Genomic DNA, 25,223 nt, shown 5'->3' with positions numbered 1-25,223 from the left:
GTGATCGCTTTTGTCGGCAGGTTTCTGCGCTTGCATTTTCGTCCGCGCGTGCTCGGCATCGCCTTGGGCGTTGTGGCTTGCGCGTCGTTGGCACTCTGGGTGAGTGCATGGCTCTTTCTCATCTCCCAAGAGGACTTCACGCCCAAGCGCGGCACGCTCACCTATTACCTCGGGATTTCTTCACTGGTGCGCGGCGCCCCTGCGGTGGGGGTTGCGACGGAGCCGGAGTACTTTGGAACAGTGGGTGACGGCAACAAGCAACCACGCTCGGAGGTGTCGTTTGAAGTTGCCCGCAACGATATGGGCCGGTTTGTGGCTGCCGTCAACGCCTACCTGCTGCAAAACGGCCTGCAAGAGCGTGCGTTGGAGCCATCGGAACTGGAGGCTGTGCGAGCGCACAACGGCTACTTTGCGCGTTATGCCGAATACGCGTCTGTGGCGGACGGGGTAGTTGTTGTGATGGTGCAGCCGGTACGCCCAGGGGTGTTGTACAGCGTCACGGTCAGCCATTACGAGTGACTGGACCAAGGTGCCGGGTTGCCCGATGCGGGGCAATGGTTTGTTGGGCGCTCTTAAGCCACAACAAGCTCACCCACCGGCGCTTCCGCCAGCGCCACCGCATCTGCCCCCGCCGCATACCGCAGCCGGTCTGACACATCATTCACCGCCGCCCACACACCCTCGGCCACATCCTGCTCCGTCGTCACGGCGGCTGGCTGCCCCAGGGCTGCAAAGATTGACTGGGCGTAGGGAGCGTAGGCGGGCGGGATCAACCCCTGCATGCGCTCCGCGCCGTTGGCGGTGAACTGGGTGGTGGACGCGTAGCCGGGCTCGACGAGTTTCACGCGGACGCCAAACGCCTTCAGTTCAAAGGCCAGCGATGCGGTAAACCCCTCGATGGCCGTCTTGCTGGCGGTATAGGCTGCCACCAGTGGCATGGGGGCCAGCGTGGCGCTGGACGTGACGTTGATCACCAAGCCTGCACGCCGCTCGCGCATCTGAGGCAGCACGGCCTGGGTCATGGCCATGGTGCCGAAGGTGTTGGTGTCGAAGATCTCGCGCACCGTGGCCATGGGCGTGGCCTCAAAGGCGCCGAACAGGCCCAGGCCTGCGTTGTTGACCAGCACGTCGATGGGGCCTGCGGTCTGCAGTGCCTGGGCGATGCTGTCGGGCTGCGTGATGTCCAGCGGCAGTACCCGCAGGCGGTCTGATGCGGGCAACACGTCTGCGCGCGGAGTGCGCATGGTGGCGATCACGTTCCAGCCCTGAGCGTGGAAGTGGCGGGCGGTGGCCAGGCCGTAGCCGGATGAGCAGCCGGTGATGAGAATGGTCTTCACGGTGAAACTCCTTGGGGATGGTGGATGGGAACAGATGGAAGGTGGTGCAACGATATCGGGCCAAGGCTGGATTAACTACAATCGAAAGTCCAAATTTTGTTTGCAGGAGTCCGGCTTTGGTGGATCCCCTTGCCCAAGTGATTGCGCTGCTGCGGCCACGCGCCGTGTTCTCCAAGGTGATCAGCGGCGCGGGCGTCTGGGCCGTGCGTTATGGGGAGTTCGGCAGTCCGAGCTTTTGCACCATGCTGGAAGGCCAGTGTGTGCTGGCCGTGGCGGGGCAAGAGCCGGTGACGCTGGAGGCGGGCGACTTTGTGCTGATGCCCGCGACGCCGGGGTTCACCTTGTCGGGCATGGAGCAGCCACCGACGCAGCCGGTGTTCATGGACCCCCACCGTTTGCCAGCGCCCGATGGCGAGCACGGGCTGCGCCATGGCACGCCCGACGGCCCGCCGGACATGCGCATGCTGGGCGGCTACTTTGAGTTTGATTCGCCCGACGCCGCGTTGCTGGTGTCGCTGCTGCCAGCCCTGCTGCATGTGCGCGGCGTCGAGCGGCTGCCGACCCTGGTGCAACTGGTGCGGCAGGAATGCCTGGCCTCGCTGCCCGGCCGGGACCTGGTGCTGGACCGCCTGGTGGAGTTGCTGCTGATCGAGGCCCTGCGGTCGAGCGGCGAGGCGGGTGCGCCCCCCGGACTGCTGCGCGGCCTGGCAGACGCCCGCGTGGCGGTGAGCCTGCGGCTGATGCACAGCGCGCCAGAGCAGTCGTGGACGGTGGATGCATTGGCGCGCGAGGCGGCGTTGTCGCGATCCACATTCTTTGAGCGCTTCTTGCGCGCCGTGGGGGTGCCGCCCATGGAATACCTGCTGGCCTGGCGCATGGCGCTGGCCAAGAAGCTGCTGCGCGGCAGCGACGGCCGCATAGGCATCGACGAAGTGGCCGCGCGCGTGGGTTACAGCTCGGCCAGCACCTTCAGCACCGCATTCAGCCGCCATGTGGGGCTGTCGCCCGGGCGCTATGCACGCCAGCCGTAGGTGTGCGAGCAGTCTGCTCAGTTTTTTATAGCTACTGGAGCTTATTCATCAAGCGCTAGAGGCCATGTTGGCTTAAATTTTCTACGCTGCCAGCACCCAGTGGTTGTCCAGCCGCACGCCTTGCAGGCTGCGGTCATGCGGGTGGCTCACAGGCGCTGCGGCCTGCGCGTTCTGCAGGCTGGCGCCCAAACCGCCCGCCCACAGCGCGCCGCCGTGCACAGCCAGCGGGCAGACGTCGGGCAGCGGCACCAGCCCGCGCCATTCGCCCTGCGGCGTGTACGTGGCAATGCCATTGGCGCGCGGGCAGCTGACGGCCCAGCCCGCAGGTGTGGCGGCCATGCTGCCGCCGTAGCCGTGGATGTTTTGCGCGAGGTGCTCGGGCGTGGGCACCACCCGCAAGGCCGTGCCGTCGAACAGGGCCAGCACGGGGGCGGCGTCTTTGGCGGTGGTGTCGCCGTGCTCGGACTGCAGGGCGATGCCCAGAGTCCGAACATCGGGGCTCCAGGCCAGATGGCGCAGGCTCAGTCGTTTGTCTTGCAGGCGCCATTGGCCCAGCAGGCGGCCGGTGTGGCCGTCCAGCCGCACGATGGATGAATCCATGCTTTGCAGGTCACGCTTGACCCGGCCGGTTTCGGGGGCGGTGGGCACACCCCCGTTGGCAACGATGAGGGTGGGGGCGCCGTTGTGGGTGGTGCGCGTGTCCCAGGTCAGCTCGTGGGCGTCGATGCCATGGGTGGGCCAATCGGCGATTTTTTGCAGTGTGCGGGCGTCGCGCACGCCGATCCAGCTGGCGCCGGTTTCGACATCGGTTTCGGTGGTGACCAAGCGGGCGCCGTCGGGGCTGGCGAGGACGTGGCCGTTGAAGCTGCGCTCGCCGTCCTGCCACAGCCATTGCGGCTCGGTGCGTTGGCCGGGCCACCAACGCACCAGCCAGTCGCCGGGGCGGCGGGCGGTGGCCAACACCGAGCCATCAGGCAGCACAAAGAGGCCGTGGGCGCGGGTGGGGACTTCGAGCGATGCGTGAATCTGCAACGGCTGCCCGGCGCCGAGTTGGGTAGATAGCAGCCCGATGTGAAAGCTGCCCTCGCGCTCCCAGGCGGCAGCCAATTGCACGGTGCCGTTGTTTCTGGCGAACGCGGAGGCCGGAGCGAACGCCCACGCGCCCAGGCCTGCCAGCCCCGCCAGCATTGTGCGGCGGCGGAGGTCAATCACCATCCGCGTCCGAAAACCCGATGCTCACCTGCAGCGCGGGCGCCACTTCGGACTCAGCCAGAAACTTCAGCGCCGTCAGGTCCTTGGCCGTCTGCTGGATGGCCGCCTTGTTCTGCAGGCCCGACTTCTGCACCTGGGCCATCGACGCGTCGACCTTGTCGGTGGCCTGGCGCAGCTTGTCGGCCAGCGGGTTCAGGCCCTTGCCGCGCAGGTACATCTCCAGCGGCACCAGGGCTTCGCCGGCGGCAGGCATGTCGGCGCTGGCGGGCAGGGTGGTCACGCTGCGCAGGCCGCTCCAGGTGGCCGCCCAGGCCGCCAGCGTGGTGCCGCTGGCGGTGCGGGGGTAGTCGGGCATGCGCGCGCCAGATCCCGATCCAGCCGCGCGCAGCGGTTTGTCCATCTGCGCCCAGCGCAGGCGTTCGATGCCGCCCACCCACTGGTTCACGAATTCGCTGATGGCCTGGGTGGACTGCTCCTGCTCGTCCTCGGCGCCCCAGTCGGTGGTCGCCGCGTCGGCGTAGGCCTTGGCGAGTGCAGCGGATTCCCGCGCCACGTCCTGCGCCACTTCATGGGCGTAGCTGCAGGCGGGGCTGCCGGGCTGGGCCGGGCGCGTCCACAGCAGCCATTCCAGCGCGGGCAGGCCCTTGGCGGGCGTGCCGATGCGCTCGAAGGCCTTGGCGCCCTGGGGCTGGGTGGCGATGGCTTTTTCGATCAATGCGGGGCGCGTGGGCGTGAAGTCGATGGCGCGCTGGCTGCGGCGTGCGATGACCGGGCCGACGGACGCGGCGGCGAGCTGCTCCCACGAGCGGGCCGTGGCCTGCCACGCGGCGCGTGCGGATTCGAGCGCCGCTTTGCCGTCTGCCGCCGGGGCCTGGCACAGTGCCGCTACGGCGGGCACCAGGGCGCGGGCATCGCGGTCAAAGTCCTTGGCGCGTGGCAGGGCCCAGTGGCCGTAGATGCCTTGCAGGGCATGCACCGTGTCGTAGAACGGCACAGCGTTGCGCTGCCAGGCTGGGGCAGCGGCGGGTACCTGCGCTTGTGCCACCGCAGGCAGCACTGCAGGGGCCAGGGCCGCCAGCCAGAGGCTGGCGCGCAGCATGCGCCGAGGGGTGTTGAGCTTCATAGTGACTCCACGAACTTCACGAGCGCATCCCGGTCGGTCTTCTTCATCTTGAGCACCTGGTCCTTGGCTGCTTCGGCCTCGCCGCCGTGCCACAGCACCGCCTCCAGCACGCCGCGCGCGCGCCCGTCGTGCAGCAATCGGGTGTGGCCGTTCACGTCCTTGATCAGGCCCGTGCCCCACAGCGCAGGAGTCTTCCACTGCCGGCCGTTGGCGCCGAAGTCGGGCCGGCCGTCGGCCAGGCGCTCGCCCATGTCGTGCAGCAGCAGATCGGTGTAGGGCGCAATGCGCGGCCCGTTCAATGCCTTGCTCGTCAACTGCGGGAAGGGGCCTTCCTTGGTGACGTAGCTGGGGCGGTGGCAGGTGGCGCACTGGGCCTGGCTGAACAATACCTGGCCGCGCAGCACCTGCGCATCGTTGATGTTGCGGCGCGCGGGCGGGGCCAGCGTGGCCTGGTAGAAGATCACGTCGGCCAGGGTCTTGTCGTCGATCTCGACGCCGGGCTGGCCTTGGTCGCCACCGCTCTTGCCGCTGGGGGCGGCCAGGCAGTCCTTCTGCGTGGGTGTGCAGGCCTCCTGCGCAAAGTGGCGCGAGGTGATGCCCATGTCGCCCAGGAAGGCGCCGCCCGTCTGGTGCGCAATGGTGGCCACGTTGGCCTTCCAGCCGAAGCGGCCAACCATCATGCGGCTGGCAGGGCCGTCCCACACCTTGTTGGGCACGCCCTTGATGGGGCCGGGGGCCGCGGCCTGGTCTGCCGCGTTGGCCAGGATGTCGGCCTCGGCAATGGCTTCGAGCAGGCCCACGCCGATGATTTGCGGCGCGATGCGCGGGCTCGTCATCACGTCCTTGTGCAGGGGCCCATAGCCCAGGTCGGCAAAACCGTAGACGGGCTTTTGCAGCGTGTAGGGTGTGCCGTCGGCGAACTTGCCCTTAATGGTGTCGTAGCGCAGGGTCACGCGGCCTTCGGGCTTGACGCCCTGGATGGCCGCGTTGTTGAACTGGTCGCCGTACACCGGGTCGTGCTTGGGGCCGCCATGCGCGTCGGTGCCGGGGATGGACAGGCGAATCAGCAATGCGACCGTGGGGTCCTTCGTTTCACCCAGGCGGTTGAAGATCGCTGGCGGCTCGCCCCGGCCGTCCTGCACGTGGCAGCCGCCGCACGAGCGCGCGATGAAGTGCGGGCCGAGGCCGTCGCGGGCCTTGGTGGAGGCGGGCGCCTCCACCCAGTTGCGCCGGAAGAACGAGTTGCCGATGACGAAGCGCGTGCGCTCCTCATCGGTGAGGTTGGCGGCCGGGAACGAGAAGGCATTGCGACCGGTGGCGAACACTGTGGTCTCTCCGCCGGTTTTTTCGCCCAGCGGGTCGGGCTGGGGCGCCGCCGTCAACGACTGCAGGCCCAGGCCGCCGAAGCCGGCGATTGCGACGATGGCGGTGCTGGCTGCCGCCAGGCGCAGGGTGCGCTGGCGGCGAATGGCTGGCGAAAACTGCATGTTCAGGGCTGCACCAGCGTGAGTTTGGTGATGCCGATCGCGTTGGCTGCGGCCACTAGGTCCTTGCTTTGCTGCGTGAGGCTGTCGATGGCTTTTTGGATGCGCTGGCGGCCCGGCGCGTCCTTGCCTCCGATGATCTCGCGGTCGAACGGTGCCTGGATGCCCTCAGCGGCAGCCACCGAGGCCGCGATCTGCTTCGTGGTCTTGTCGGCCAGCGCCGCGTCCTTGGCGGCCACCAGGTCGCGCAGCGATGCGCCCTTGACCACGCTGCCGTCGGCGCGCTGGTACTCGCCCAGCCACACGTTCTGGATGCCCTTGGCATTGGTCACCGCGTCGCGGTGGGTGTTGTCCGAGAAGCACGAGTGCTCGTCTTCCTGGTCCTGGCTGTTCAGGGCCACTTCCAGGCGTTCGCCGGCCAGCTCGCCGCGCGAGAGCGAGCCCAGGCCCACCAGCATCTTGCGCACGGATTCCTGGCCACCGCGCACGAATTTGCTGCGGTAGTTGTCCTTGGCGTCGGGCGCCCAGGCCTTGATGAGGGATGTGAGGTCGTCGATGAGCAGGTCGGTCACCACGGTCAGGTACTGGCGGCGGCGGTCGGCGTTGGGGGCCTTGCCGTCCACGAAGTCTTCAAAGTTGCGATCGCCCGGGCCGGTCTCGGACAGGTCCTGGCCCCACAGGAAGAACTCGATGGCGTGCCAGCCCGTGGCGATGTTTTCTTCGCCGCCGCGCTCGTTTTGCGCCGACAGGTTTTTCTTGTTGATGACGAACTTGCGGTTGTTCACGAGGCCCGCGTTGGGCTTGCCCTGCACGCTGTCGACGAACGATTCGTCCATCGGCCAGGCGTTGATGCGGCCCTCAGGCCCGTTGTCGTTGTCGATGGGGCCGCCATAGAAGCGGAAGGCTTCGGTCTGGCCATAGAACTCGCGCGCGGCCAGCCACTTCTTGCGGGCGTCGGCCAGCGTGTCGGCCGAAGGCTTGGCCGTGAAGGCCTGCACAGCCTCGCGCAGTGCCTGTGCGCTGGCAAGCGCGTCGGCGTAGTAGGCGTGCACCAGCTGTGCGTAGTGTGCGGCCACGGCCTGGTTCGTCACGGCCTGCGGCGTCTGGGCCTGTGGGGCTGCTGCCGTGGGGGCGATCTGTGCGCCCACGCCAGCGCTGTACGCGCAGACGGAAAGGGCAGCCACCACGAGGGACGTCTTGAGGGGGGGAAATGTCATGCAGTGGTCTCCAGAGGATCACGCGGGCCGCCGCACGCACGGCCGAAGGCCGGTGGTGGTGCCGCGCAGGATGAATGGGGGTGGCGGGGCCGCACTGGCTGGACGGGGCCTGCGCGCAAGCGTGGGCACAGACGAGTGGCTGGGTGGGCAGGACTGAGGAGGAATTATACAAATGGTAGTGATTCGTATTTGCCAAATCCATGGCCACTGGCTGGAAACGCCTGTCATCGAACCGACGCAAAACCTTCACGGTGATGTCACCCGTGGTTTCTACGCTCCATGGGTTTTGTAACCAACAACCCGAGGAACCCCCATGACCCACCGTGTGGATGCGCCAGAGCTGGCCATTGATTTCAACAACGAGAACGCCAACACCTCCGCCAACCCCACGTTCGACTCGGTGCTGGGCGCCCGTCTGTCGCGCCGTGGCGTGCTGCGTGGCAGCGTGGGCTCGGTAGGCACGGCCATGCTGGCCGGATTTGGCGTATCGGCCTGCGGCGGCAGCGATGATCCTGCAGTCACGCCTCCACCTGCCGGCCCCAAGCTGCTGGGCTTCGGCGCCGTGCCCAAGAGCCTGGCCGACGTGGTGGCCGTGCCTGCGGGCTACACCGCCAGCGTGATCTTTGCACTGGGCGACCCCATTGCCGCAGGCGTGGCCGCGTACAAGAACGACGGCACCGACGGCGACTTCGACAAGCGCGCTGGCGACCACCATGACGGTATGGAGTGGTTTGGCCTGGGCACCGACGGCAAGCGCAGCGACAACGCCACCGAGCGTGGCCTGCTGGCCATCAACCACGAAGCCACCACCGACGAGAAGCTGTCTTCGTACTTCCTGCACGCCAACGGCGGCACCACCACCTTGCCCCGCCCCGCAGCGGAAATCGACAAGGAAACGGCCATCCACGGCATTGCCGTGGTCGAAGTGGCCAAGTCCGGCGGCAAGTGGGCCTACGCGCAGAACTCTGCGTTGAACTTCCGCCTCACGTCGCTCAGCCCCATCGAGATCTCGGGCCCGGCCCGCGGCAGCGCGCAGCTGTTCACCAAGTTCTCGCCCACCGGCACCACCACCCGCGGCACGCTGAACAACTGCGGCACGGGCAAGACGCCCTGGGGCACGTTCCTGACCGGTGAAGAAAACTGGTTTGGCTACTTCACACGCGGCGCCGCAGACGACGCCGCACGCGGCAACGACAAGACTGTGACGGCCCTCAAGCGCTATGGCCGCAACCAGGGCGCCGCATCGCGCCACGGCTGGGAAAGCGGCGGCGCGGACGACAAGTACCAGCGCTGGAACAACAGCAAGACCGGCACCTCGGTGGACGGCACGGACGACTACCGCAACGAGATGAACGGCATGGGCTACATCGTCGAGATCGATGCCTACGACAAGACCCGCATGGCCAAGAAGCGCACCGGCCTGGGCCGCTTCGCGCACGAGAGCGCAGCGTTCGGCAAGGTGGTGGCTGGCCAGCCGCTGTCCATCTACATGGGCGACGATTCGCGCGGCGAGTACATCTACAAGTTCGTGTCCACCGCCACGTGGAACCCGGCCGACGCCAACGCCAACGACCGCCTGGCCATCGGCGACAAGTACCTGGACAGCGGCAAGCTGTACGCAGCCAAGTTCAACGCCGACGGCACCGGCAGCTGGGTGGAGCTATCGCTCACCAACACCGCCATCAGCGGCTATGCCACATACAAGTTCACCGACGCGGCCGACATCGTCATCAACACCCGCCTGGCCGCTGACGCCGTGGGTGCCACGAAGATGGACCGCCCCGAGTGGAACGCCGTGAACCCCGCCAATGGCGAGGTGTACTTCACACTGACCAACAACAGTGCCCGCAGCGCCAACCCCGGCAGCGGCCAGTACCTGCCCGATGCGGCCAACCCACGTGCCTACACCGACATGAAGGGCACCACCAAGCAGGACGGCAACCCCAACGGCCACATGGTGCGCCTGAAGGAAGGCTCGTCGATCTCCGCCTTCACCTGGGACGTGTACCTGTTCGGCGCCGAAGCCAGTGCCGACAAGACGCTGATCAATATCTCGGCCCTGACGGACGACCAGGACTTCTCCAGCCCCGACGGCCTGGCCTTCAGCAAGGCCACGGGCATCTGCTGGATCCAGACCGATGACGGCGCCTACACCGACGCCAGCAACTGCATGATGCTGGCCGCGGTGCCTGGCCAAGTGGGCGACGGCGGCAAGAAGACGCTGACCTACACCAAGGCGGACGGCACCAAGTTCGACATCGTCTCGCCCGTGGGCAAGGCTGCCACGGCCGACACGCTCAAGCGCTTCCTGGTGGGTCCCAAGGGTTGCGAGATCACGGGCCTGACCGAAACGCCGGACGGCAAGACGATCTTCGTGAACATCCAGCACCCGGGTGAATCCACCGGCATGGCCAACCTGGCCGACCCGGCCAAGTACCAGAGCCAGTGGCCTGCCAATGCCGGCTACGGCGCGGGCAAGCGCCCCCGTTCGGCCACCATCGTGATCACGAAGAACGACGGCGGCAACATCGGTACCTGATCGGGTTGCATCGGGGGCTGCGGGCTGTGTGAGAGGTTCGCTCCTCACTCCCTTTGCATGCGGGCCAGCCATGGGGGCTGGCCCTTTCTTTTTGGGCTGCCGTTTTGGCTGCGCCTCTGGCTTGCGGCCTGCCTGGTGTTGTGTGGGGTGTCAGTAGTCTGTGCCGTAGGGCGAAGGCGGACGGGCGCGGGACACTGGTGCAGGTGGCAAGGGCGCGGGTGTCGGTGGGGGCAAAGCGGGTGATGCAGGTGCGGGTGGTGCGGTCGGCGCACTGCCACCGGGCGCCGAGGGATAGCTCATTTGCCCGCTGCCATCCTTGGTGCCCTTGCGCCCGGCAATCTGCCATGCCGTGCGCTGGCCGATGAGGCTGGCCAGAAACTCCAGCTCTTCGTCGGTGTGGTTGATGGCACCCGCAGGCGTCAGAAGGCGGCCATCGCGCGGTGCAGGTTCGGCCCAGAACGACTGGTGGTAAACGGACTGGCTGACGATGTTCTCGCTGCCAGCGGCCAGATCCACTGTTCCATAACAATTGCAGAAATAGCCCCGGTAGGCCAGCTCGGGGAACACCTCGGCATACACACCTGTGCCCCGGATGCCTGCCGTGGCGGTGGGCAGGATCACTTGCCTTTCTGTACCTTGCCCCCAGACGCTGGCCACCGCGCCGGTTAGCACCCGCAGGATCTTGACTGCGGTGGGCGTGTCGCCCTCCAGCGCCATGCGCGTGTTCTGCCGGAGCATGAAAGCGCTGTTGCCCACGGTGAAGACGGCGGTGGAGCCGGGGCCGGTCTCGATGCGGTCACCGGCGGCAATGCTGTGGCGGGCGGTCAGCGGCTGGCCATTGCGCAGCACATCCCCCCGCACTTCAACGAAGTTGCTGCCAGACTGCGCCTGGGCGGTAGCCCATCCGCCGGTGGCCATCCAAGCGGCAGCCGCCTGCAGCAGGCTGCGCCGCTGGTGCCAGAGAAGTTCCTCTTCAGTTCGGCCCAGGAGCTGGGGTGTCGGATGGTGGTGCGGGTGGTGCGTCATGGGGCGCCTCGGATGCAGGGGGCGAAGGGGGCTCGAAGCTGTCACGGAAGGTGAACACCACCGACGTGAAGAACATCGCCGCCATCATCAACGCGGCACCCACCATGATGCCGCCAGCCGCCGATCCTGCAAGCCCCGCCCCCGCAAGCAGCGCCGAGACCAGCGTCACCACCAGCCCTCCCAGCAGAAACACGCCCAGCCAGCCCAGGCCGTAGACCAAGAAAGCGCCGAAGTTGCGCACGCAGGCCACGATGCTGAAGAACAGGGCCTTGACCGGCGGCACACCATGCCAGTGCACCAGCCCTGGGGCATGCCAGAACAGCAGCGACAGCGGCAGGTACAGCACCATGGAGAGCCACATGGCGCTCTGGAAGGCAGGGTCTTCCGCCACCTCCTTGGTCAGCGGGGCGCCGCCCAGGTACACCTTGGCAAATTGCCCGCCATCGAGCAAGGCCGACAGCCCCATCACCGCGAGGAAACCCACGGCATACAAGGCGCCCAGCACCAGCATGTCGCGCAGCCGCTGCTGCCCGGTGCGAAACGCCACCAGCAGCACGGCCGGTGTGGGAAAGCGCCCCTGCGAGGCTTGCGCCGCTGCCACCATCATGGCCAAGGTGGCCGACGGCAACATCATCAGTGCGACGGCGGGGCCCACCAGGGGAATCAAGGTGGTGAGCGACATGACCGCCATGGTCATGAAAAACAGCGCTGCCAGGGCCATGGGCTGCTGCCAGAACGTCCGGATGCCAAGCTTGACCCAGGCCATGCCGGTGCGGGCGGGGACGATGTGGAGTTTCATGAAGGTGCTGGAGAGAAAAAGTGGGGCCTGCGCCCGGGCACTGCCAGCAGCCGGGAGGCCACCCGTGGCAGTGCAATAGCTTGGAATTTACCCCAGCGGCCCATTCCGGCCGCTGCGCAAGGGATCCGCCACGCGCCGCGAAGGCGCTGGCGCCGTGGTCAGGCTTGCACGGGGTAGGCAATGCGGGCGCGCAGGACCCGCTCAAAGTGAGTAGGGTCGTGCGGCGTGAGCATGGAGGCCTCGCGCGGCAAGTAGAAATCCCACAGGCGCGAGATCCAGAACCGCAAGGCCCCCGCGCGCAGCATGGCGGGCAGCAGTTCGCGTTCGGCGGCGGTGAGTGGGCGTACCACCTGGTAGGCATCCAGCATGCGGGTGGCGCGCCCGGCATCGTGTTGGCCCGTCGCCAGGTCGATGCACCAGTCGTTCAGGCACACCGCCAGATCGAAAAGCCAGGTGTCCACACCCGCAAAGTAGAAGTCGAAGAAGCCCGTGAGTTCTTCGCCGTCGAACATCACGTTGTCACGGAACAGGTCCGCGTGGACGGGGCCCTGGGGCAGGGCGGCATACGCGGCGCTGGCGGCCACATGGTTCTGATAGGCCAGCTCGGACCGCAGCAAGGCGGCCTGGGCCGGGTCAATGTGGGGCAGCACCACGGGCACGGTTTCGTTCCACCAGGGCAGGCCGCGCAGGTTGGGCTGGTGCCGGTCAAACCCGCGCCCTGCCAAGTGCATGCGGGCCAGCATGGTGCCCACGGCGGCGCAGTGCGCGCCTTGTGGCGCCAGCTGGCTTTTGCCGCGCAGCTTGTTCACCACGGCGGCGGGCTTGCCACACACAGCGTGCAGGATGTCGCCGTTCTGGTCGGCGCGCGGGTCGGGCACGGGCACGCCGCCGTGCGCCAGATGCTTCATCAGGTACAGGTAGAACGGCAGCTGTGCGGCGGTGAGGCGCTCGAACAGCGTCAGCACGAACTCGCCCTGGTCGCTGGTGAGAAAGTAGTTGGTGTTTTCGATGCCACCCTCGATGCCGCGCAGCTCTACCAGCTCACCCAGTTGCAAACGGCGCAGCAATTCGCGCGCCTCGTGGTTGGAGACTTCGGTAAAGACGGCCATCGCTCAGGGGGTTACAAAAGAAGAAAAACTGGCAGCAAAAAGCAGGGCGTACAGCGGCTCCATGGGTGCCAGCGCGGCTGCGCTGGAAGGTGCCGCAGAGGCCTCAGAACTTCAGCACGTTCCAGACGCGGGGGGCGGTGGTGGTTTCTGCGCCGTTGTTGCTGCCGGCGCGGCTGCGGGCGCCGTCGGGCGACTGCACCTCGTAGCTGGGCAGGTTGCCGGTCTTGGGTTGCACGGAAATGGTCTGGGTCTGGCCGCCCACACGCAGTTCATCGACGCGGCTGCCCGCGTCTTCGATGTGGATGCGCTCGGTGCGCTGGTTGGAGCGGCCTGCAGCTTGCTCTGGTTCTGATAGCGCCTCGCGCTTGTCTGCCGTGCCCTGGGGCACATTTTGGCTTGAAGTCTGGGCCAGGGCGGAGCCGGAGGCAATGCCCAGCAGCAAAAGGAGGTAAAGAGCGCGCATCGGGCGATTGTAGAGCGCGGCCTGGGTGGCGCAGGGCCGTGCACAATTGCCGCATGAGCAACAAAAAGACCCTGGTGCTGGTGGACGGCTCCAGCTACCTCTACCGCGCCTTCCACGCCATGCCCGACCTGCGGGCCGTGCCGGGTGACCCCACCAGCGCCGCCACGGGCGCCATCCGGGGCATGATCAACATGATGCAGGCCCTGCGCAAAGAGGTGACGGCCGACTATGCCGTGTGCGTGTTCGACGCCTCGGGCCCCACCTTCCGCGATGCCTTGTACACCGAATACAAGGCCACGCGCTCGCCCATGCCAGATGACCTGCGCAGCCAGATCGAGCCCATCCACGAGGTGGTGGACCTGCTGGGCTGGAAGGTGGTGGCCGTGCCCGGCGTGGAGGCCGATGACGTGATCGCCACCTTGGCCAACGCAGCAGCCGCACAGGGCATTGAGGTCATTGTGTCCAGTGGCGACAAGGATTTGAGCCAGCTGGTCAACGAGCACATCACCATCATCGACACCATGAGCGGCAAGCGCCGCGACGTGGCGGGCGTGACGGCAGAGTTTGGCGTGCCACCCACGCTGATGGTGGACTACCAGGCCCTGGTGGGCGACACCGTGGACAACGTGCCCGGCGTGACCAAGGTGGGCCCCAAGACCGCCGCCAAGTGGCTGGAAGAATATGGCTCGCTCGACAGCCTGATTGCCAACGCCGAAGCCATCAAGGGCGTGGCGGGCAACAACCTGCGCGAGGCGATTGCCAGCGGTCAGCTGGCATTGAGCCGTCAGCTGGTCACCATGAAGACCGATTGCGCGCTGGCCGACTACATCCCCGGTTTGCCCGCATTTGACGACATCACGCTGGACGCGCCAGACAACGCCGGCCTGCTGCCGTTTTACGAAAAATATGGCTTTAAAGGCCTGGCCAGCGCGATCAAGGGTGCAGCGGCCTCCGCCACCGCAGCTCCCACCGTCGCCATGCCCGGCCAGAGCGGCGATCTGTTTGCCGACCACTCCGCCAGCACCGTGGCCGAAGAAGCCCAGCACCGCACCGTGGTGTACGACACCATCCTGAACTGGGCGGACTTCGACCAGTGGCTGGAGCGCCTGAACAAGGCCCCGCTGGCGGCCATCGACACCGAAACAGACTCTCTCGACGAAATGCGCGCGCAGATCGTCGGCATATCTTTCAGCGTGCAGCCCGGCGAGGCCGCCTACATCCCCCTGCGCCACGAAGGCCCCGATGCGCCCGCGCAACTGCCGTTGGATGAAGTGCTCGCCCGCCTCAAGCCTTGGCTGGAAGACGCCAAACACCACAAGCTGGGCCAGCACATCAAGTACGACCGCCATGTGTTCGCCAACCACAGCATCGAGGTGCAGGGCTACACGCACGACACCATGTTGCAAAGCTATGTGCTCGAAGTGCACAAGCCCCACAACCTGACCAGCCTGGCAGAGCGCCACACCGGCCGCAAAGGCATCACCTATGAAGACCTGTGCGGCAAGGGCGCGCACCAGATTCCGTTTGCGCAAGTGCCGGTGGACAAGGCCGCCGCCTACTCGTGCGAAGACTCGGACCAGACCCTGGACGTGCACAACGCCCTGTGGCCCCTGCTGCAGGCCGATGACAAGCTGCGCTTCATCTACGAGCTTGAGATGCAGAGCAGCGAGGCCCTGTACCGCATCGAACGCAACGGCGTGCTCATCGACGCGCCCACACTGGCCAACCAGAGCCACGAGCTGGGCCAGCGCATCTTGCAGCTTGAAACCGAGGCGTATGAGATCGCAGGCCAGCCCTTCAACCTGAGCAGCCCCAAGCAGCTCGGCGAAATCTTCTTCGACAAGCTGGGCATGCCCGTGGTCAAGAAAACCGCCACCGGCGCGCGCAGCACCGACGAAGAGGTGCTCGAAAAACTGGCCGAAGACTACCCCCTGCCCGCCAAGCTGCTGGAGCACCGGGGCCTGGTCAAGCTCAAAGGCACCTACACCGACAAGCTGGCCCAGTTGGCCCTGCCACGCACAGGCCGCGTGCACACACACTACGCCCAGGCCGTGGCCGTCACAGGGCGCCTGTCCAGCAACGACCCCAACCTGCAGAACATCCCCATCCGCACCCCCGAAGGCCGCCGCGTGCGCGAAGCCTTCGTGGCCCCCGCGGGCCGGGTGATTGCGAGTGCTGACTACTCCCAAATCGAGCTGCGCATCATGGCCCACCTGAGCGGCGACCACTCGCTGCTGCACGCCTTCCACGCGGGGCTGGACGTGCACCGCGCCACCGCCGCCGAAGTGTTTGGTGTGGAGGTGGATCAGGTCACTAGCGAGCAACGCCGCTACGCCAAGGTCATCAACTTCGGCCTCATCTACGGCATGAGCAGCTTTGGCCTGGCCAAGAACCTGGGCATCGAGACCAAGGCCGCAGCCGCCTACATCGACAAGTACTTCCAGCGCTACCCCGGCGTGAAGCAGTACATGGACGACACCAAGGCTTCAGCCAAGTCCATGGGCTATGTCGAAACCGTGTTTGGCCGCCGCCTGTACCTGCCCGAAATCAACTCCCCCAATGGCCCCCGCCGCGCAGGCGCCGAGCGCGCCGCCATCAACGCGCCCATGCAGGGCACGGCGGCTGACTTGATCAAGCTGGCCATGGTGGCGGTGCAGAAGGAGCTGGATGCCCACAAGCCCAGCATCCAGATGATCATGCAGGTGCACGATGAACTGGTATTCGAGCTGCCCGAGGGCGAGGTGGACTGGCTCAAGACCCACATCCCGCGCCTGATGGCGGATGTGGCGGCGCTGAAGGTGCCGTTGCTGGCGGAGGTGGGGGTGGGGGCGAATTGGGACAAGGCGCACTGAGCCTGCGAGAGCAAGCTGACAGGTCATCAATTTGAATGTTTTTGGCCTTTAGCGCTTGTCTATTAAGCGCTGGCAGCTATCAAATTCGGTGCAGTTGCCTGCGCCGTAGTTCTCGCTGGGGGAGACGTGCGAGCCTGCAGCGGGTAGGTTCGGTCCCAAAGGAGACGCTGACAACCAAAGCTGAAGGCCATCGTTCGTGGGTCCTGCGCAAGATCTTGTATCGTCCAAACTATCTTGCAAGTCCTGCGGAGCAAATTCACGTAGACATCCATGCGTCCCCGTATTCTTTGGTCGATGTTTGGTACGTTCAGTTCTCTGGTAGCGCTGATCGTGCTCTTGATTTTTTCGCCGCCGGGATTGAGCCACCCCAAAATCAAATGGGCATTCCTCCAGTTGGAAGATCTACGGGGAGCTGTTTCCTTGTTCAAGGTAGATCATGGAAAGCTGCCAACATCCCTCCAACAGGTGCATACGGCGGGATATTTGTTACGTGGGATTCCATCCGATCCTTGGGGCAGGGAATACGTTTACCGCGCGAAAATTCATGACTTTGACCTTTACTCAGTTGGACTCAACGGGATTGATGAACGCGGGGCTGGCGACGATGTAACCGATCACGATAAGCGCTATTCGTGCATTGACTACAGCGTTGGATGTCCATACGGCGCTGTCGAACTCCTGCAAGGTGTATTGGCGCTGTGCTTTGCATCTAGCCTGCTATATCTAGTCGCTTTACTCGCCCTCATTTCAATTCGTTGGACTCAGAAGCGGGCTGCAGGACGTGTGCAGATATAGCGGCTCAACTGTCGTTGTCGGTTGCGACTCCGTTGAATGTCCGTTGCCGTTTTTGGGCAATGGCAACTCCTGGCCGAAAGAGACCTCTTGTGCTCTTGCGGTTTCCAGGTTGAGCAACAAAAGCCGGTGCATTGCAGCCAGCCAAGTGTCCGAACTGGATATGTGCAATGGATGGCGCCCTGCCATCCCAGTCCCGAAGACAAACCTCCCCGCAGGACATTCGCCCCAGCCCAGCGGCGAATCAATCGCATCGCTAGACTCATTCGGCAACCGTTAGCGACCCCGCTAGCTTCCATCTATTAGCCTGGAGCCCGCATGTCCGATCTCACCCCCTACGCCCCGCCCGCCATCTGGCAATGGAACAAGGAAAACGGCGGCCAGTTCGCCAGCATCAACCGGCCCATTGCCGGGGCTACGCACGATAAAGAGCTGCCCGTGGGGCGGCACCCGCTGCAGCTGTACTCTCTGGGCACGCCCAATGGCGTGAAGGTGACTGTCATGCTGGAAGAGCTGCTGGCGCTGGGCCACAGCGGGGCGGAGTACGACGCTTGGCTGATTCGCATAAATGAGGGCGAGCAGTTTGGCAGCGGCTTCGTGTCTGTGAACCCCAATTCCAAGATCCCCGCGCTGCTGGACCGCACCGACCCGGCCCACCCGGTGCGGGTGTTCGAGTCCGGCGCCATCCTGATGTATCTGGCCGAGAAGTTCGGCAGCGCCTTCTTGCCCAAAGAGGGCGCGGCGCGGGCGGAGTGTCTGTCGTGGCTGTTCTGGCAGATGGGCAGTGCGCCGTTTGTGGGTGGCGGGTTTGGGCATTTCTATGCCTATGCCCCGGTCAAGATCGAGTACGCGATTGATCGGTACGCAATGGAGGCCAAGCGCCAGCTCGATGTGCTCAACCAGCGCCTGGCCGTCAGCGAGTTTGTGGCTGGCAGCGAGTACACGGTGGCGGACATCGCCATCTGGCCCTGGTATGGCTTGCTGGTCAAGGGCCAGGCTTACAACTCCGGCGAGTTTTTGCAGGTGCACGAATACACGCATGTGGTGCGCTGGGCCGACCAGATTGCCAAGCGCCCGGCGGTGCAGCGGGGGCGCAAGGTGAACCGCGTCAACGGTGACCCGGCCAGCCAGTTGCGCGAGCGGCATGAGGCCAGTGACTTTGAGTCCAAGACGCAGGACAAGATCGAAGCTGCCGCGTTGGCTTCTTCTTCGTCACCCGCACCATGAGTGTTTCGCAAGGCGCCACCATGATCACCTTGTACGACTGCGCCACCGCGCCCAGCCCACGCCGCGCGCGCATCCTGCTGGCAGAAAAAGGCGTTGCCCACGACACCGTGCAGGTGGACCTGCGCAGCGGCGAACAGCTAGGCGATGCCTATCGGCAAATCAACCCGCAGTGCACGGTGCCCGCGCTGCGTACCGATGATGGCCTGCTGCTGGCCGACAACGCGGCGATCACCGCGTATGTCGAAGCGCGGTATCCGCAGCCGGCGCTGCTGGGCGAGACGCCCGCTGAGAAGGCCGAGATTGCGAGCTGGAACTGGCGCATGGAATTCGAAGGCCTTCTGGCCATTGCCGAGGCGCTGCGCAACAGTGCGCCCGCCATGGCCAATCGGGCGCTGCCGGGCGCGGTGGACTACCCCCAGATCCCCGCCCTGGCCGAGCGCGGGCTGGTGCGGGTGGCGCAGTTTTTTGCCCTGCTGAACGAGCGCCTGGCAGGTCGCGAATTCATCGCCACCGACCGCTTCAGCGTGGCCGACATCACAGCCGTGGTGGCTGTGGACTTTGCGCGCGTGGTCAAGCAAAAGCCGGGCGAGCAGCACCCGCACCTGCTGCGCTGGCGCGCGGCCATGGCACAGCGGCCGTCGATGTCGCTGTAGCTGAGAGCACCGTTCCCGCCACCAGCTAACCGCCCGACCGGCCTGCCGCAGCCCGTCTCCGCAATGGGGAGATTCAAGGATTGCGCGCCCGGCGCGTTCCTTGCATCGTTGCCCCATGCGCCTTCGCCACATAGAAGTTTTCAACGCCGTCATGCTCACCGGCAGCGTGAGCGCGGCGGCCCGCCTCATCAACGTCACCCAGCCGGCGGTCAGCCGCATCCTGGCCCATGCGGAACTGCAGCTTGGGTTTCCGCTGTTTCATCGGCTCAAAGGCAAGCTGGTGCCCACCACCGAGGCACAGACCCTGTACCCCCACATTGAGCGCCTGTTCACCCAGCTCGACGATGTGCAGCGCCTGGCCAACAGCCTCAAGGGCGACCAGCGCGAGGGCGAGTTGCACATCCTGAGCGTGCTGGCGCTGAGCTACGAAGTGCTGCCGCGTGCGCTGCGGTTCTTTCGGCAGAAGCACCCGGACGTGAAGGTCACCATCGATGCGCTGCATTCGCCGCAGATCGTGTCGGCCCTGGTGTTGCAGGAGGCGGATGTGGGTTTTGTGTTCAGCGCCATCGCTCACCCCGCGCTCACGCAGGAGCACTTGGCCGATGGGCGCATGGTGTGTGTGGCGCCCAAGGGCATGCTCAATGCCGCACTGGTGGCTGCGGGTGTGGTGCACCTGGCCGACCTGGCGGATACGCCGGTGGTGCGGCTCGATGTGCGCGACCCCATCGGTACGGTGGTCAACCATGCCTGCCGGGAGGCCGGGGTGGGCTTGCAGACTGCGATCACGGTGCAGACCTACCACGCCGCGCTGGCCCTGGCGCACCACGGCCATGCGGTGGCGGTGGTCGACACCTGCACGGCCGCGTCGGCCGACCGCAGCAAGGTGGAGGTGCTGGCGCTGGCTCCCCACATTGCCGTGCCCATCAAGTCATTGCGCACCGTGAACCGGCCCAGCTCGCTGCTGGCCAGCGCCATGACGCAGTGCATGCGCCAGGCGGTGGCCGAGACGCTGGAGTCCGTGGGTCTGCGGGAAGCCGAATAGCGCTTTGTGCGGGACGCTGTTGCGCTCCCGCGCCAGCGCCCGCGCGGTGTCAGGCCGCGGGCGCTACCAATGCGGCCACCTGCGCCGCTGTGCCAAAGGCCAGCGTGAAACCCAGCGCACCGTGGCCCGTGTTCAGCAGCAGGTTCTCCGGTGCGTGGGGGTGCCGTCCCACCAGCGGCACGCCCGTGGGCGTGGCCGGGCGCATGCCGGTCCAGGGGCGCAGTTCACTGAAGTCGCTGCAGCCCGGAAACAGCGCGCGGGTGGACTCGCACAGGCTCTGGATGCGTGCTGGGGGGATGTGGTCGTTGTGCCCCACCAGCTCGGCCATGCCGGCCACGCGCAGCCGCCGGCCGATGCGTGCAAAGACCACCTTGCGCGCAGCATCGGTCACGTTGACGCGGGGTGCTGCGCCGGGAGCCTCCGTGGTGTCGAGCGTGATGCTGTAGCCCTTGAGTGGGTAGATGGGCAGGCGAAAGCCCAGCGTCTTCGCTGCCTGGTGGCTGGCGCTGCCCAGGGCCAGCACGAACTGCTGCGCCTCGATGGCCCCCGCGCTGGTCTGTACCGCCGCAATGCGCCGCGCATGGTGCACAAAGCCCTCCACGCGCGTGCCCAGCACAAAGCGCACCCCGCGTGCCGCCAGCAGCCTTTGCAGGCCCTGGCAGACCGCCAGGCAATCGGCGGCGCACTCGCTGGGGGTGTAGATGGCGCCTGCGATGTGGCGCTGGTAGTGCTGCAGCGCGGGTTCGATCGCCACGCAGCGCTGGGGCGACACGGCCTCCTGTTCGCTGCCCCAGCCGCGCTGCAGTTCCATCTGCTGCTGCGCTGCGGCGAGGCCAGCGGGGGTGCTGTACAGCACGAGCTTGCCAGTGTTGGAGAAATTGCAGTCAAGCTGCTCGGCCTGCAGCATGGCTTCAAAACCGTGGCGGCTGCGTGCGGCCAGGGCCAGCAGGTGTTGGGTGCTGCGCTCGGCCGTACGCCGGTTGCAGGCCCGCAAAAACTCGAGGCCCCAGCGCCACTGGTGCACATCCCACTGCGGGCGCATCTTGAGCGGCGAGCGGGGCGACAGCAGCAGTTCGGGCAACTGTTGCCACAGGCCGGCATTGGCCAGGGGCTGCACATAGCTGTAGCTCAATTGCGCGCCATTGCCGCCGCTGGCGCCAGCACCGGGCTGGGCCTGGTCGATCACGGTCACCTGCATGCCGCGCTGGTGGAGTTCATAGGCGGTGGCCAGGCCCACGATGCCTGCGCCGAGGACACATACCTGCATCTTGTGTGTTCTACGTTGTTGGTTGACTGAAAGTCAATGTAGGGTGAGGGCTGGCCTTTGAACAATGCCAATGCCGGGGGCGCCCATGCCGGGAAGTTATGCATGTGCACCGGTGGGAGGCAAGCCGCGCGGAACAACAGCGTGTAGTTGCAGAAATGGCACTTGGATGGTGCGGCGGCGTGCACCAAATCGGCGGCATAACTTTTGGTCATGACGTACCCGTGCAAATGAATTGTTCAATCGCGGCGCGAATTTTTACAGTGGCCCTGCGTTCTGATTTTTCCATCCACCAATCTGCTTTTTGCACAAAGGGATTCCCATGAAGCTCTCCGCCGTCACCACCGCCGCGATCGTGGCCACCGGCCTGCTGGCCAGCACCGTGGTCAGCGCCGACACCCTCAAGAAGGTTGCCGAGTCGGGCAAGATCACGCTGGCCTACCGCGAGTCGTCCGTGCCCTTCAGCTACCTGTCCGGGCCCGGTGTCCCTGTGGGCTTTGCGGTGGACATCTCCAATGCGGTGGTCGATGCCGTGAAAAAGCGTGTCAACAACCCCGCCCTCAAGGTGGAGCTGCAGGCGGTGACTTCGCAGAACCGCATTCCGTTGTTGACCAACGGCACCATCGACCTGGAGTGCGGCTCCACCACCAACAACACGGCCCGGGGCAAGGATGTGCAATTTGCCATCAACTACTTCTACACCGGCACGCGCCTGCTGACCAAGAAGGCATCGGGCGTCAAGAACTACGCCGACCTGGCCAAGAAGAAGGTGGCCAGCACCTCGGGCACCACCAATGCGCAGGTGATCCGCAAGTACAACCGCGACAACAACCTCGACATGGACATCGTGCTGGGCAAGGACCATGACGACTCCTTGCTGCTGGTGGATACGGGACGGGCTGAAGCGTTTGCGATGGACGACATCCTGCTGTTCGGCCTGATGGGCAACCAGCGCAACCCGGCCGATTGGACGGTAGTGGGCGATTCGCTGCAGGTCGAGCCCTACGCCTGCATGCTGCGCAAGGACGACCCGCAGTTTCAGGCGCTGGTCAACGGTGTGATCGGCGGGATGATGAAGTCCGGTGAATTCGAAAAGCTCTACACCAAGTGGTTCATGTCGCCCGTGCCACCGCGCAACCAGAACCTGAGCCTTGCCATGAGCAAGGAGCTGCGCGAGAACCTGGTGGCGCAGAGCGACAAGCCCGCACAGTAAGCCGGAGCACGCATGTCTTCTGTGTCTGCAAGCCACACGCACGCCCCGCAGGTGGTGGGGATTCTGGGCGGTATGGGCCCGGCCGCCGGGGCTGACTTTGTGCGCCTGTTTGTGCAGGCCTGCACCGACCAGATGGAGGTGCTGGGCATTCCGGTGCATGACCAGGCTTACCCCGAGCACTGGCTGGCGCAGGTGCCCATTCCAGACCGCACGGCGGCGCTGAATGACAAGCGCCCCGGGGCGCACCAGCCAGCGGACCCGATGCTGCAGGCCACCGGGCGGCTGGCGGCGCTGGGTGCGCGGGTGGTGGCGATTGCCTGCAACACGGCCCACGCGTGGCACGGCATCCTGCAGCAGCGGTTCCCGCAGATGGTGGTTTTGCACGGCGTGCAGGAGGTGGTGGCCGAACTGTCGGCGCGCAAGGTGCAGGGCGTGGGGCTGCTGGCCACGCGCGGTGCCTACGACGCCGGCCTGTACCAGCGTGAGCTGGAGCGCGCACGCATCGAATGCTTCGTGCCGGAGGACGGTGAACGCGAGCAGTTGATGCAAGGCATCTACGACGGCGTGAAGGCGGGCAACTATCCGCTGGCGCGCCAGCGTTTTGAGGCCGTGTCGATTGCGCTGCAGGAGCGCTATGGCGTGTCCACGCTGATCATGGGCTGCACCGAGATCCCCCTGGCTCTTTCGGAACACCCTCGGCTGGAAGGGCTCTCGCTGGTGAACCCCTCGGTGGTGCTGGCCTCGGCCTTGGCCCGGCATGCCTACCGGGACACCGTCCCCGTCTGCTGAGCCCGACGCTGCTGGATGCCCAGGGGGTGTCGGCAGCTTCTTTTTCTCGCCACGATCTCCAGCCTGCCTGGGGCGGCGACTTCCTCAATGAAGGTGAAAGTCATGGCATTCACGACCGTCGGCAAGAGGCTGGGTGCGAGCGTGGGGGCGGCAATGCTCGTGTTTGCGTTTGGCGGGGCAGGGTGTGGCAGGGCGTGGGCCCAGTCGGCGGCACCATCGGCGTCGCCACCGTCCGCTGGCACCACGCTGCAACGCATCCAGGCCAGCGGGGTGGTGGTCATCGGCCACCGCGAATCGTCCATGCCGATGTCCTATGTGGCCAACGGAACACCCATGGGCTACAGCGTGGATGTCTGCCAGCTGATTGCGCAGGCGCTGGGGCGCCACCTCAAGCTGCGCGAGACCAAGGTGGCCTACCGGCTGGTCACGTCCAGCAGCCGTTTTGATGCCATTGAGAAAGGCGAGGTGGACCTGGAATGTGGCTCCACCACCAACACGGCAGCGCGCCGCCAGCGCGTGGCGTTCACCATTGCGCATTTCATTGCGTCGTCGCGCATCGTGGTGCAAAGCGACAAGCCTTATTCCCGCATTGAAGACCTGGACGGCAAGACGCTGGCGTCCACGGCGGGCACCACCAACATCGATTCGCTGGCGCGCGAGGCGGCCACCAAGTCGGTGCGTGTGCGCATCGAGCCCGCCAAGGACCACGCCGAGGGCTTTGGCTGGGTGGTGAGCGGCAAGGTGGAGGGCTTCGCCATGGACGACGTATTGCTGTACGGCCTGCGCGCCAGCCACACCAAGCCGCAGGACCTGAAGGTCATCGGCAAGCCCATGACCATCGAGCCCTATGCCGTGGCGTTCGAGCGCAACAACGCCGAACTCAAGGCCGTGGTGGATGCCGAGTTGCGCCGCCTGATCCAGACCCGTGATCTGCACCGTCTGTACGACAAGTGGTTCACGCAGCCGATCCCGCCCCAGGGCATCAACCTGGGCATGCGTATGCCGCACTTGTTGGTGGATTCGCTCAAATATCCGTCCGACTACGTGCCGCAGTAGGCGCCGTGGTGCCTCAGGGGTAGGTTTTCAGGACCTGTGCTTAACGCCAGGCCGTAGCCACCAGCTGGCTGTAGTGCACACCTTTGCGCCCCAGCAACTGCTCGAACACCGCAGGGTTGCCCACGTTGTCGCTGCCCAGCATGCTCAGAGTTTCGGTGCACCACGGAATGCCCGGTACCGCATCGCCCATGCGGGCGCTGAGCTGCGTGAGCACATCGGGCAGTCGCAGCACACGGGCGGGGCGGTGGCCCTGTTGTTGCCGCAGGCTGGCGACGAAATCACCCATGGTCAGCGCCTCCGGCCCGGGGCACTCGATGAGGCCCTGGGTGGCCATGGCCGGGCCCAGCAGGGCAACGATGGCGGTGGCCAGGTCGTGCACCGACACGGGCTGCACGCGTGCCGTGAGCATGGGCCCGGGGAACAGCGCCACGGGCAGGCGGGCCAGGTTCACGAACAGGGCGCTGCTGTCGCCGCCTTTGCCAAACACCACACTGGGCCGCAGGATGGCGGGGGTCAGTGCGCCCTGCGCGGCCAGCGCCTGCAGGTGCACATCGGCAGCGCGCTTGGTGCTGGCATAGCGTGTGCCGCTGCCCTCGATGCCCAGCGCCGAGATATGCACCACCCGCTTCACACCCGCCTGGGCGCAGGCGTTGAACAGGGCCACGGGCGTGTGCTGGTGGACCGCATCGATGGGGCGGGCGCTGCTGTCGCGCAGCACGCCCACGGCATTGACCACCGCATCGATCCCCGCCAGGCGTGGCAGCCACGGTTCGGCCGTGGTGTCGCGGGCAAAGTCCATGGGGACCTGCAGCGGCAGCACGGTGCGCTGCCGGGGGGACACGCCGCCGTGCACCGTATGCCCGGCTTGGGTGAGCGCGGCAGCCACGGTGTGGCCGATGAATCCGGTAGAGCCTGTCAGCAGGATGTGCATCAACAGTGCCTTTGAAACAAAGAGGGAGCCATGCGCGGTTGTGGCCTTGGCGTGGAGCGGCGCA

The 25,223-nt window shown here is 66.0% G+C and carries 22 protein-coding genes; 11 read left to right on the top strand and 11 right to left on the bottom strand.

Going from position 1 to position 25,223, the window contains the following annotated elements; all coding sequences use genetic code 11:
- Complete coding sequence (locus tag ASE39_RS01925; RefSeq protein WP_057270017.1) at positions 1-519, top strand: hypothetical protein; 519 nt, start codon at positions 1-3, stop codon at positions 517-519.
- A gap of 53 nt (positions 520-572) precedes the next feature.
- Here ASE39_RS01925 and ASE39_RS01920 read toward each other — a convergent pair whose 3' ends face one another.
- Positions 573-1,337 carry an SDR family oxidoreductase gene (locus ASE39_RS01920; RefSeq protein ID WP_057270016.1) on the bottom strand — a complete coding sequence of 255 codons (765 nt, stop codon included), beginning with the start codon at positions 1,335-1,337 and terminating at the stop codon, positions 573-575.
- A 116-nt stretch (positions 1,338-1,453) separates the two neighbouring features.
- On the opposite strand from ASE39_RS01920, the gene ASE39_RS01915 reads away from it, so the two are divergent.
- Positions 1,454-2,368, top strand: a complete 915-nt coding sequence (locus tag ASE39_RS01915) for an AraC family transcriptional regulator (protein WP_057270015.1) — start codon at positions 1,454-1,456, stop codon at positions 2,366-2,368.
- Between the two features lie 81 nt (positions 2,369-2,449).
- Here ASE39_RS01915 and ASE39_RS01910 read toward each other — a convergent pair whose 3' ends face one another.
- Genes ASE39_RS01910 through ASE39_RS01895 form a run of 4 tightly spaced genes read right to left on the bottom strand, consistent with a single transcriptional unit; the run spans position 2,450 to position 7,404 of the window.
- Positions 2,450-3,583, bottom strand: a complete 1,134-nt coding sequence (locus tag ASE39_RS01910) for a DUF1513 domain-containing protein (RefSeq protein ID WP_057270014.1) — start codon at positions 3,581-3,583, stop codon at positions 2,450-2,452.
- The gene (locus ASE39_RS01905; RefSeq protein WP_140426659.1) at positions 3,573-4,703 is read right to left on the bottom strand and encodes an imelysin family protein; all 1,131 of its coding nucleotides are present in this window, start codon (positions 4,701-4,703) and stop codon (positions 3,573-3,575) included. The genes ASE39_RS01910 and ASE39_RS01905 overlap by 11 nt, the downstream gene beginning before the upstream one ends.
- A complete protein-coding gene (locus tag ASE39_RS01900) occupies positions 4,700-6,190 on the bottom strand; it encodes a di-heme oxidoredictase family protein (RefSeq protein ID WP_057270013.1) in 1,491 nt (496 codons plus the stop codon). Before ASE39_RS01900 ends, ASE39_RS01905 begins: the two co-directional genes overlap by 4 nt.
- Before the next feature lie 2 nt (positions 6,191-6,192).
- A complete protein-coding gene (locus ASE39_RS01895) occupies positions 6,193-7,404 on the bottom strand; it encodes an imelysin family protein (RefSeq protein ID WP_057270012.1) in 1,212 nt (403 codons plus the stop codon).
- A gap of 313 nt (positions 7,405-7,717) precedes the next feature.
- On the opposite strand from ASE39_RS01895, the gene ASE39_RS01890 reads away from it, so the two are divergent.
- Positions 7,718-9,943, top strand: a complete 2,226-nt coding sequence (locus tag ASE39_RS01890) for a PhoX family phosphatase (protein WP_057270011.1) — start codon at positions 7,718-7,720, stop codon at positions 9,941-9,943.
- A 150-nt stretch (positions 9,944-10,093) separates the two neighbouring features.
- Here the strand turns inward: ASE39_RS01890 and ASE39_RS01885 are convergent, their stop codons facing one another.
- From ASE39_RS01885 to ASE39_RS01870, 4 genes are all read right to left on the bottom strand, one after another.
- On the bottom strand, positions 10,094-10,969 hold the full coding sequence (locus ASE39_RS01885) for a hypothetical protein (RefSeq protein ID WP_057270010.1): 876 nt from the start codon (positions 10,967-10,969) through the stop codon (positions 10,094-10,096).
- Positions 10,917-11,768, bottom strand: a complete 852-nt coding sequence (locus tag ASE39_RS01880) for a BPSS1780 family membrane protein (RefSeq protein ID WP_057270009.1) — start codon at positions 11,766-11,768, stop codon at positions 10,917-10,919. Before ASE39_RS01880 ends, ASE39_RS01885 begins: the two co-directional genes overlap by 53 nt.
- 158 nt (positions 11,769-11,926) lie before the next feature.
- The gene (locus ASE39_RS01875) at positions 11,927-12,877 is read right to left on the bottom strand and encodes a homoserine kinase (protein ID WP_010463575.1); all 951 of its coding nucleotides are present in this window, start codon (positions 12,875-12,877) and stop codon (positions 11,927-11,929) included.
- 103 nt (positions 12,878-12,980) lie between these two features.
- Positions 12,981-13,340, bottom strand: coding sequence for a hypothetical protein (locus ASE39_RS01870; RefSeq protein ID WP_010463577.1), 360 nt, complete (start codon positions 13,338-13,340; stop codon positions 12,981-12,983).
- Positions 13,341-13,393: 53 nt separating this feature from the next.
- Here ASE39_RS01870 and polA point away from each other — a divergent pair, with 53 nt between their 5' ends.
- The 5 genes from polA to ASE39_RS01850 all read left to right on the top strand — a co-directional run bounded on the left by polA (position 13,394) and on the right by ASE39_RS01850 (position 19,906).
- Positions 13,394-16,192, top strand: coding sequence for a DNA polymerase I (gene polA, locus ASE39_RS01865; protein WP_057270008.1), 2,799 nt, complete (start codon positions 13,394-13,396; stop codon positions 16,190-16,192).
- A gap of 270 nt (positions 16,193-16,462) precedes the next feature.
- Positions 16,463-16,987: a type II secretion system protein GspG gene (locus ASE39_RS25595; RefSeq protein WP_082615293.1), complete on the top strand. Its 525-nt coding sequence runs from the start codon at positions 16,463-16,465 to the stop codon at positions 16,985-16,987.
- Between the two features lie 315 nt (positions 16,988-17,302).
- Positions 17,303-18,211, top strand: coding sequence for a glutathione-dependent disulfide-bond oxidoreductase (gene yghU, locus ASE39_RS01860; protein ID WP_057270007.1), 909 nt, complete (start codon positions 17,303-17,305; stop codon positions 18,209-18,211).
- Positions 18,212-18,231: 20 nt separating this feature from the next.
- Positions 18,232-18,864: a glutathione S-transferase gene (locus tag ASE39_RS01855; RefSeq protein ID WP_057270301.1), complete on the top strand. Its 633-nt coding sequence runs from the start codon at positions 18,232-18,234 to the stop codon at positions 18,862-18,864.
- 115 nt (positions 18,865-18,979) lie between these two features.
- Positions 18,980-19,906 carry a LysR substrate-binding domain-containing protein gene (locus ASE39_RS01850; protein WP_057226658.1) on the top strand — a complete coding sequence of 309 codons (927 nt, stop codon included), beginning with the start codon at positions 18,980-18,982 and terminating at the stop codon, positions 19,904-19,906.
- A 49-nt stretch (positions 19,907-19,955) separates the two neighbouring features.
- On the opposite strand, the gene ASE39_RS01845 is transcribed toward ASE39_RS01850, so the two are convergent.
- Positions 19,956-21,173, bottom strand: a complete 1,218-nt coding sequence (locus ASE39_RS01845) for a D-amino acid dehydrogenase (protein WP_057270006.1) — start codon at positions 21,171-21,173, stop codon at positions 19,956-19,958.
- 319 nt (positions 21,174-21,492) lie between these two features.
- On the opposite strand from ASE39_RS01845, the gene ASE39_RS01840 reads away from it, so the two are divergent.
- The 3 genes from ASE39_RS01840 (at position 21,493) to ASE39_RS01830 (ending at position 24,228) form a co-directional block, all read left to right on the top strand.
- Positions 21,493-22,383: an amino acid ABC transporter substrate-binding protein gene (locus ASE39_RS01840; RefSeq protein ID WP_057270005.1), complete on the top strand. Its 891-nt coding sequence runs from the start codon at positions 21,493-21,495 to the stop codon at positions 22,381-22,383.
- Between the two features lie 12 nt (positions 22,384-22,395).
- On the top strand, positions 22,396-23,172 hold the full coding sequence (locus tag ASE39_RS01835; protein WP_057270004.1) for an amino acid racemase: 777 nt from the start codon (positions 22,396-22,398) through the stop codon (positions 23,170-23,172).
- Between the two features lie 102 nt (positions 23,173-23,274).
- On the top strand, positions 23,275-24,228 hold the full coding sequence (locus tag ASE39_RS01830; RefSeq protein ID WP_242421343.1) for an amino acid ABC transporter substrate-binding protein: 954 nt from the start codon (positions 23,275-23,277) through the stop codon (positions 24,226-24,228).
- A 40-nt stretch (positions 24,229-24,268) separates the two neighbouring features.
- On the opposite strand, the gene ASE39_RS01825 is transcribed toward ASE39_RS01830, so the two are convergent.
- Positions 24,269-25,159, bottom strand: a complete 891-nt coding sequence (locus tag ASE39_RS01825) for an NAD-dependent epimerase/dehydratase family protein (RefSeq protein ID WP_057270002.1) — start codon at positions 25,157-25,159, stop codon at positions 24,269-24,271.
- Between the last annotated feature and the right edge of the window lie 64 nt (positions 25,160-25,223).

The sequence above is a fragment of the Acidovorax sp. Root267 genome (assembly GCF_001429215.1).
Taxonomy (GTDB): Bacteria; Pseudomonadota; Gammaproteobacteria; order Burkholderiales; family Burkholderiaceae_C; genus Acidovorax; species Acidovorax radicis.
Note: the sequence above shows the minus strand (reverse complement) of the source record. Positions and strands in the feature narration are given on the sequence as shown.

Excerpts from the sequence above, each read along its gene's own strand:
- ASE39_RS01830 (WP_242421343.1), top strand. The coding sequence starts at position 23,275 with ATGGCATTCACGACCGTCGGCAAGAGGCTGGGTGCGAGCGTGGGGGCG.
- ASE39_RS01885 (WP_057270010.1), bottom strand. The coding sequence starts at position 10,969 with ATGACGCACCACCCGCACCACCATCCGACACCCCAGCTCCTGGGCCGA.
- polA (WP_057270008.1), top strand. The coding sequence starts at position 13,394 with ATGAGCAACAAAAAGACCCTGGTGCTGGTGGACGGCTCCAGCTACCTC.
- ASE39_RS01900 (WP_057270013.1), bottom strand. The coding sequence starts at position 6,190 with ATGCAGTTTTCGCCAGCCATTCGCCGCCAGCGCACCCTGCGCCTGGCG.
- ASE39_RS01845 (WP_057270006.1), bottom strand. The coding sequence starts at position 21,173 with ATGCAGGTATGTGTCCTCGGCGCAGGCATCGTGGGCCTGGCCACCGCC.
- ASE39_RS01870 (WP_010463577.1), bottom strand. The coding sequence starts at position 13,340 with ATGCGCGCTCTTTACCTCCTTTTGCTGCTGGGCATTGCCTCCGGCTCC.
- ASE39_RS01905 (WP_140426659.1), bottom strand. The coding sequence starts at position 4,703 with ATGAAGCTCAACACCCCTCGGCGCATGCTGCGCGCCAGCCTCTGGCTG.
- ASE39_RS01855 (WP_057270301.1), top strand. The coding sequence starts at position 18,232 with ATGATCACCTTGTACGACTGCGCCACCGCGCCCAGCCCACGCCGCGCG.
- yghU (WP_057270007.1), top strand. The coding sequence starts at position 17,303 with ATGTCCGATCTCACCCCCTACGCCCCGCCCGCCATCTGGCAATGGAAC.
- ASE39_RS01840 (WP_057270005.1), top strand. The coding sequence starts at position 21,493 with ATGAAGCTCTCCGCCGTCACCACCGCCGCGATCGTGGCCACCGGCCTG.
- ASE39_RS25595 (WP_082615293.1), top strand. The coding sequence starts at position 16,463 with ATGCGTCCCCGTATTCTTTGGTCGATGTTTGGTACGTTCAGTTCTCTG.
- ASE39_RS01825 (WP_057270002.1), bottom strand. The coding sequence starts at position 25,159 with ATGCACATCCTGCTGACAGGCTCTACCGGATTCATCGGCCACACCGTG.
- ASE39_RS01850 (WP_057226658.1), top strand. The coding sequence starts at position 18,980 with ATGCGCCTTCGCCACATAGAAGTTTTCAACGCCGTCATGCTCACCGGC.
- ASE39_RS01895 (WP_057270012.1), bottom strand. The coding sequence starts at position 7,404 with ATGACATTTCCCCCCCTCAAGACGTCCCTCGTGGTGGCTGCCCTTTCC.
- ASE39_RS01880 (WP_057270009.1), bottom strand. The coding sequence starts at position 11,768 with ATGAAACTCCACATCGTCCCCGCCCGCACCGGCATGGCCTGGGTCAAG.
- ASE39_RS01835 (WP_057270004.1), top strand. The coding sequence starts at position 22,396 with ATGTCTTCTGTGTCTGCAAGCCACACGCACGCCCCGCAGGTGGTGGGG.
- ASE39_RS01910 (WP_057270014.1), bottom strand. The coding sequence starts at position 3,583 with ATGGTGATTGACCTCCGCCGCCGCACAATGCTGGCGGGGCTGGCAGGC.
- ASE39_RS01875 (WP_010463575.1), bottom strand. The coding sequence starts at position 12,877 with ATGGCCGTCTTTACCGAAGTCTCCAACCACGAGGCGCGCGAATTGCTG.
- ASE39_RS01890 (WP_057270011.1), top strand. The coding sequence starts at position 7,718 with ATGACCCACCGTGTGGATGCGCCAGAGCTGGCCATTGATTTCAACAAC.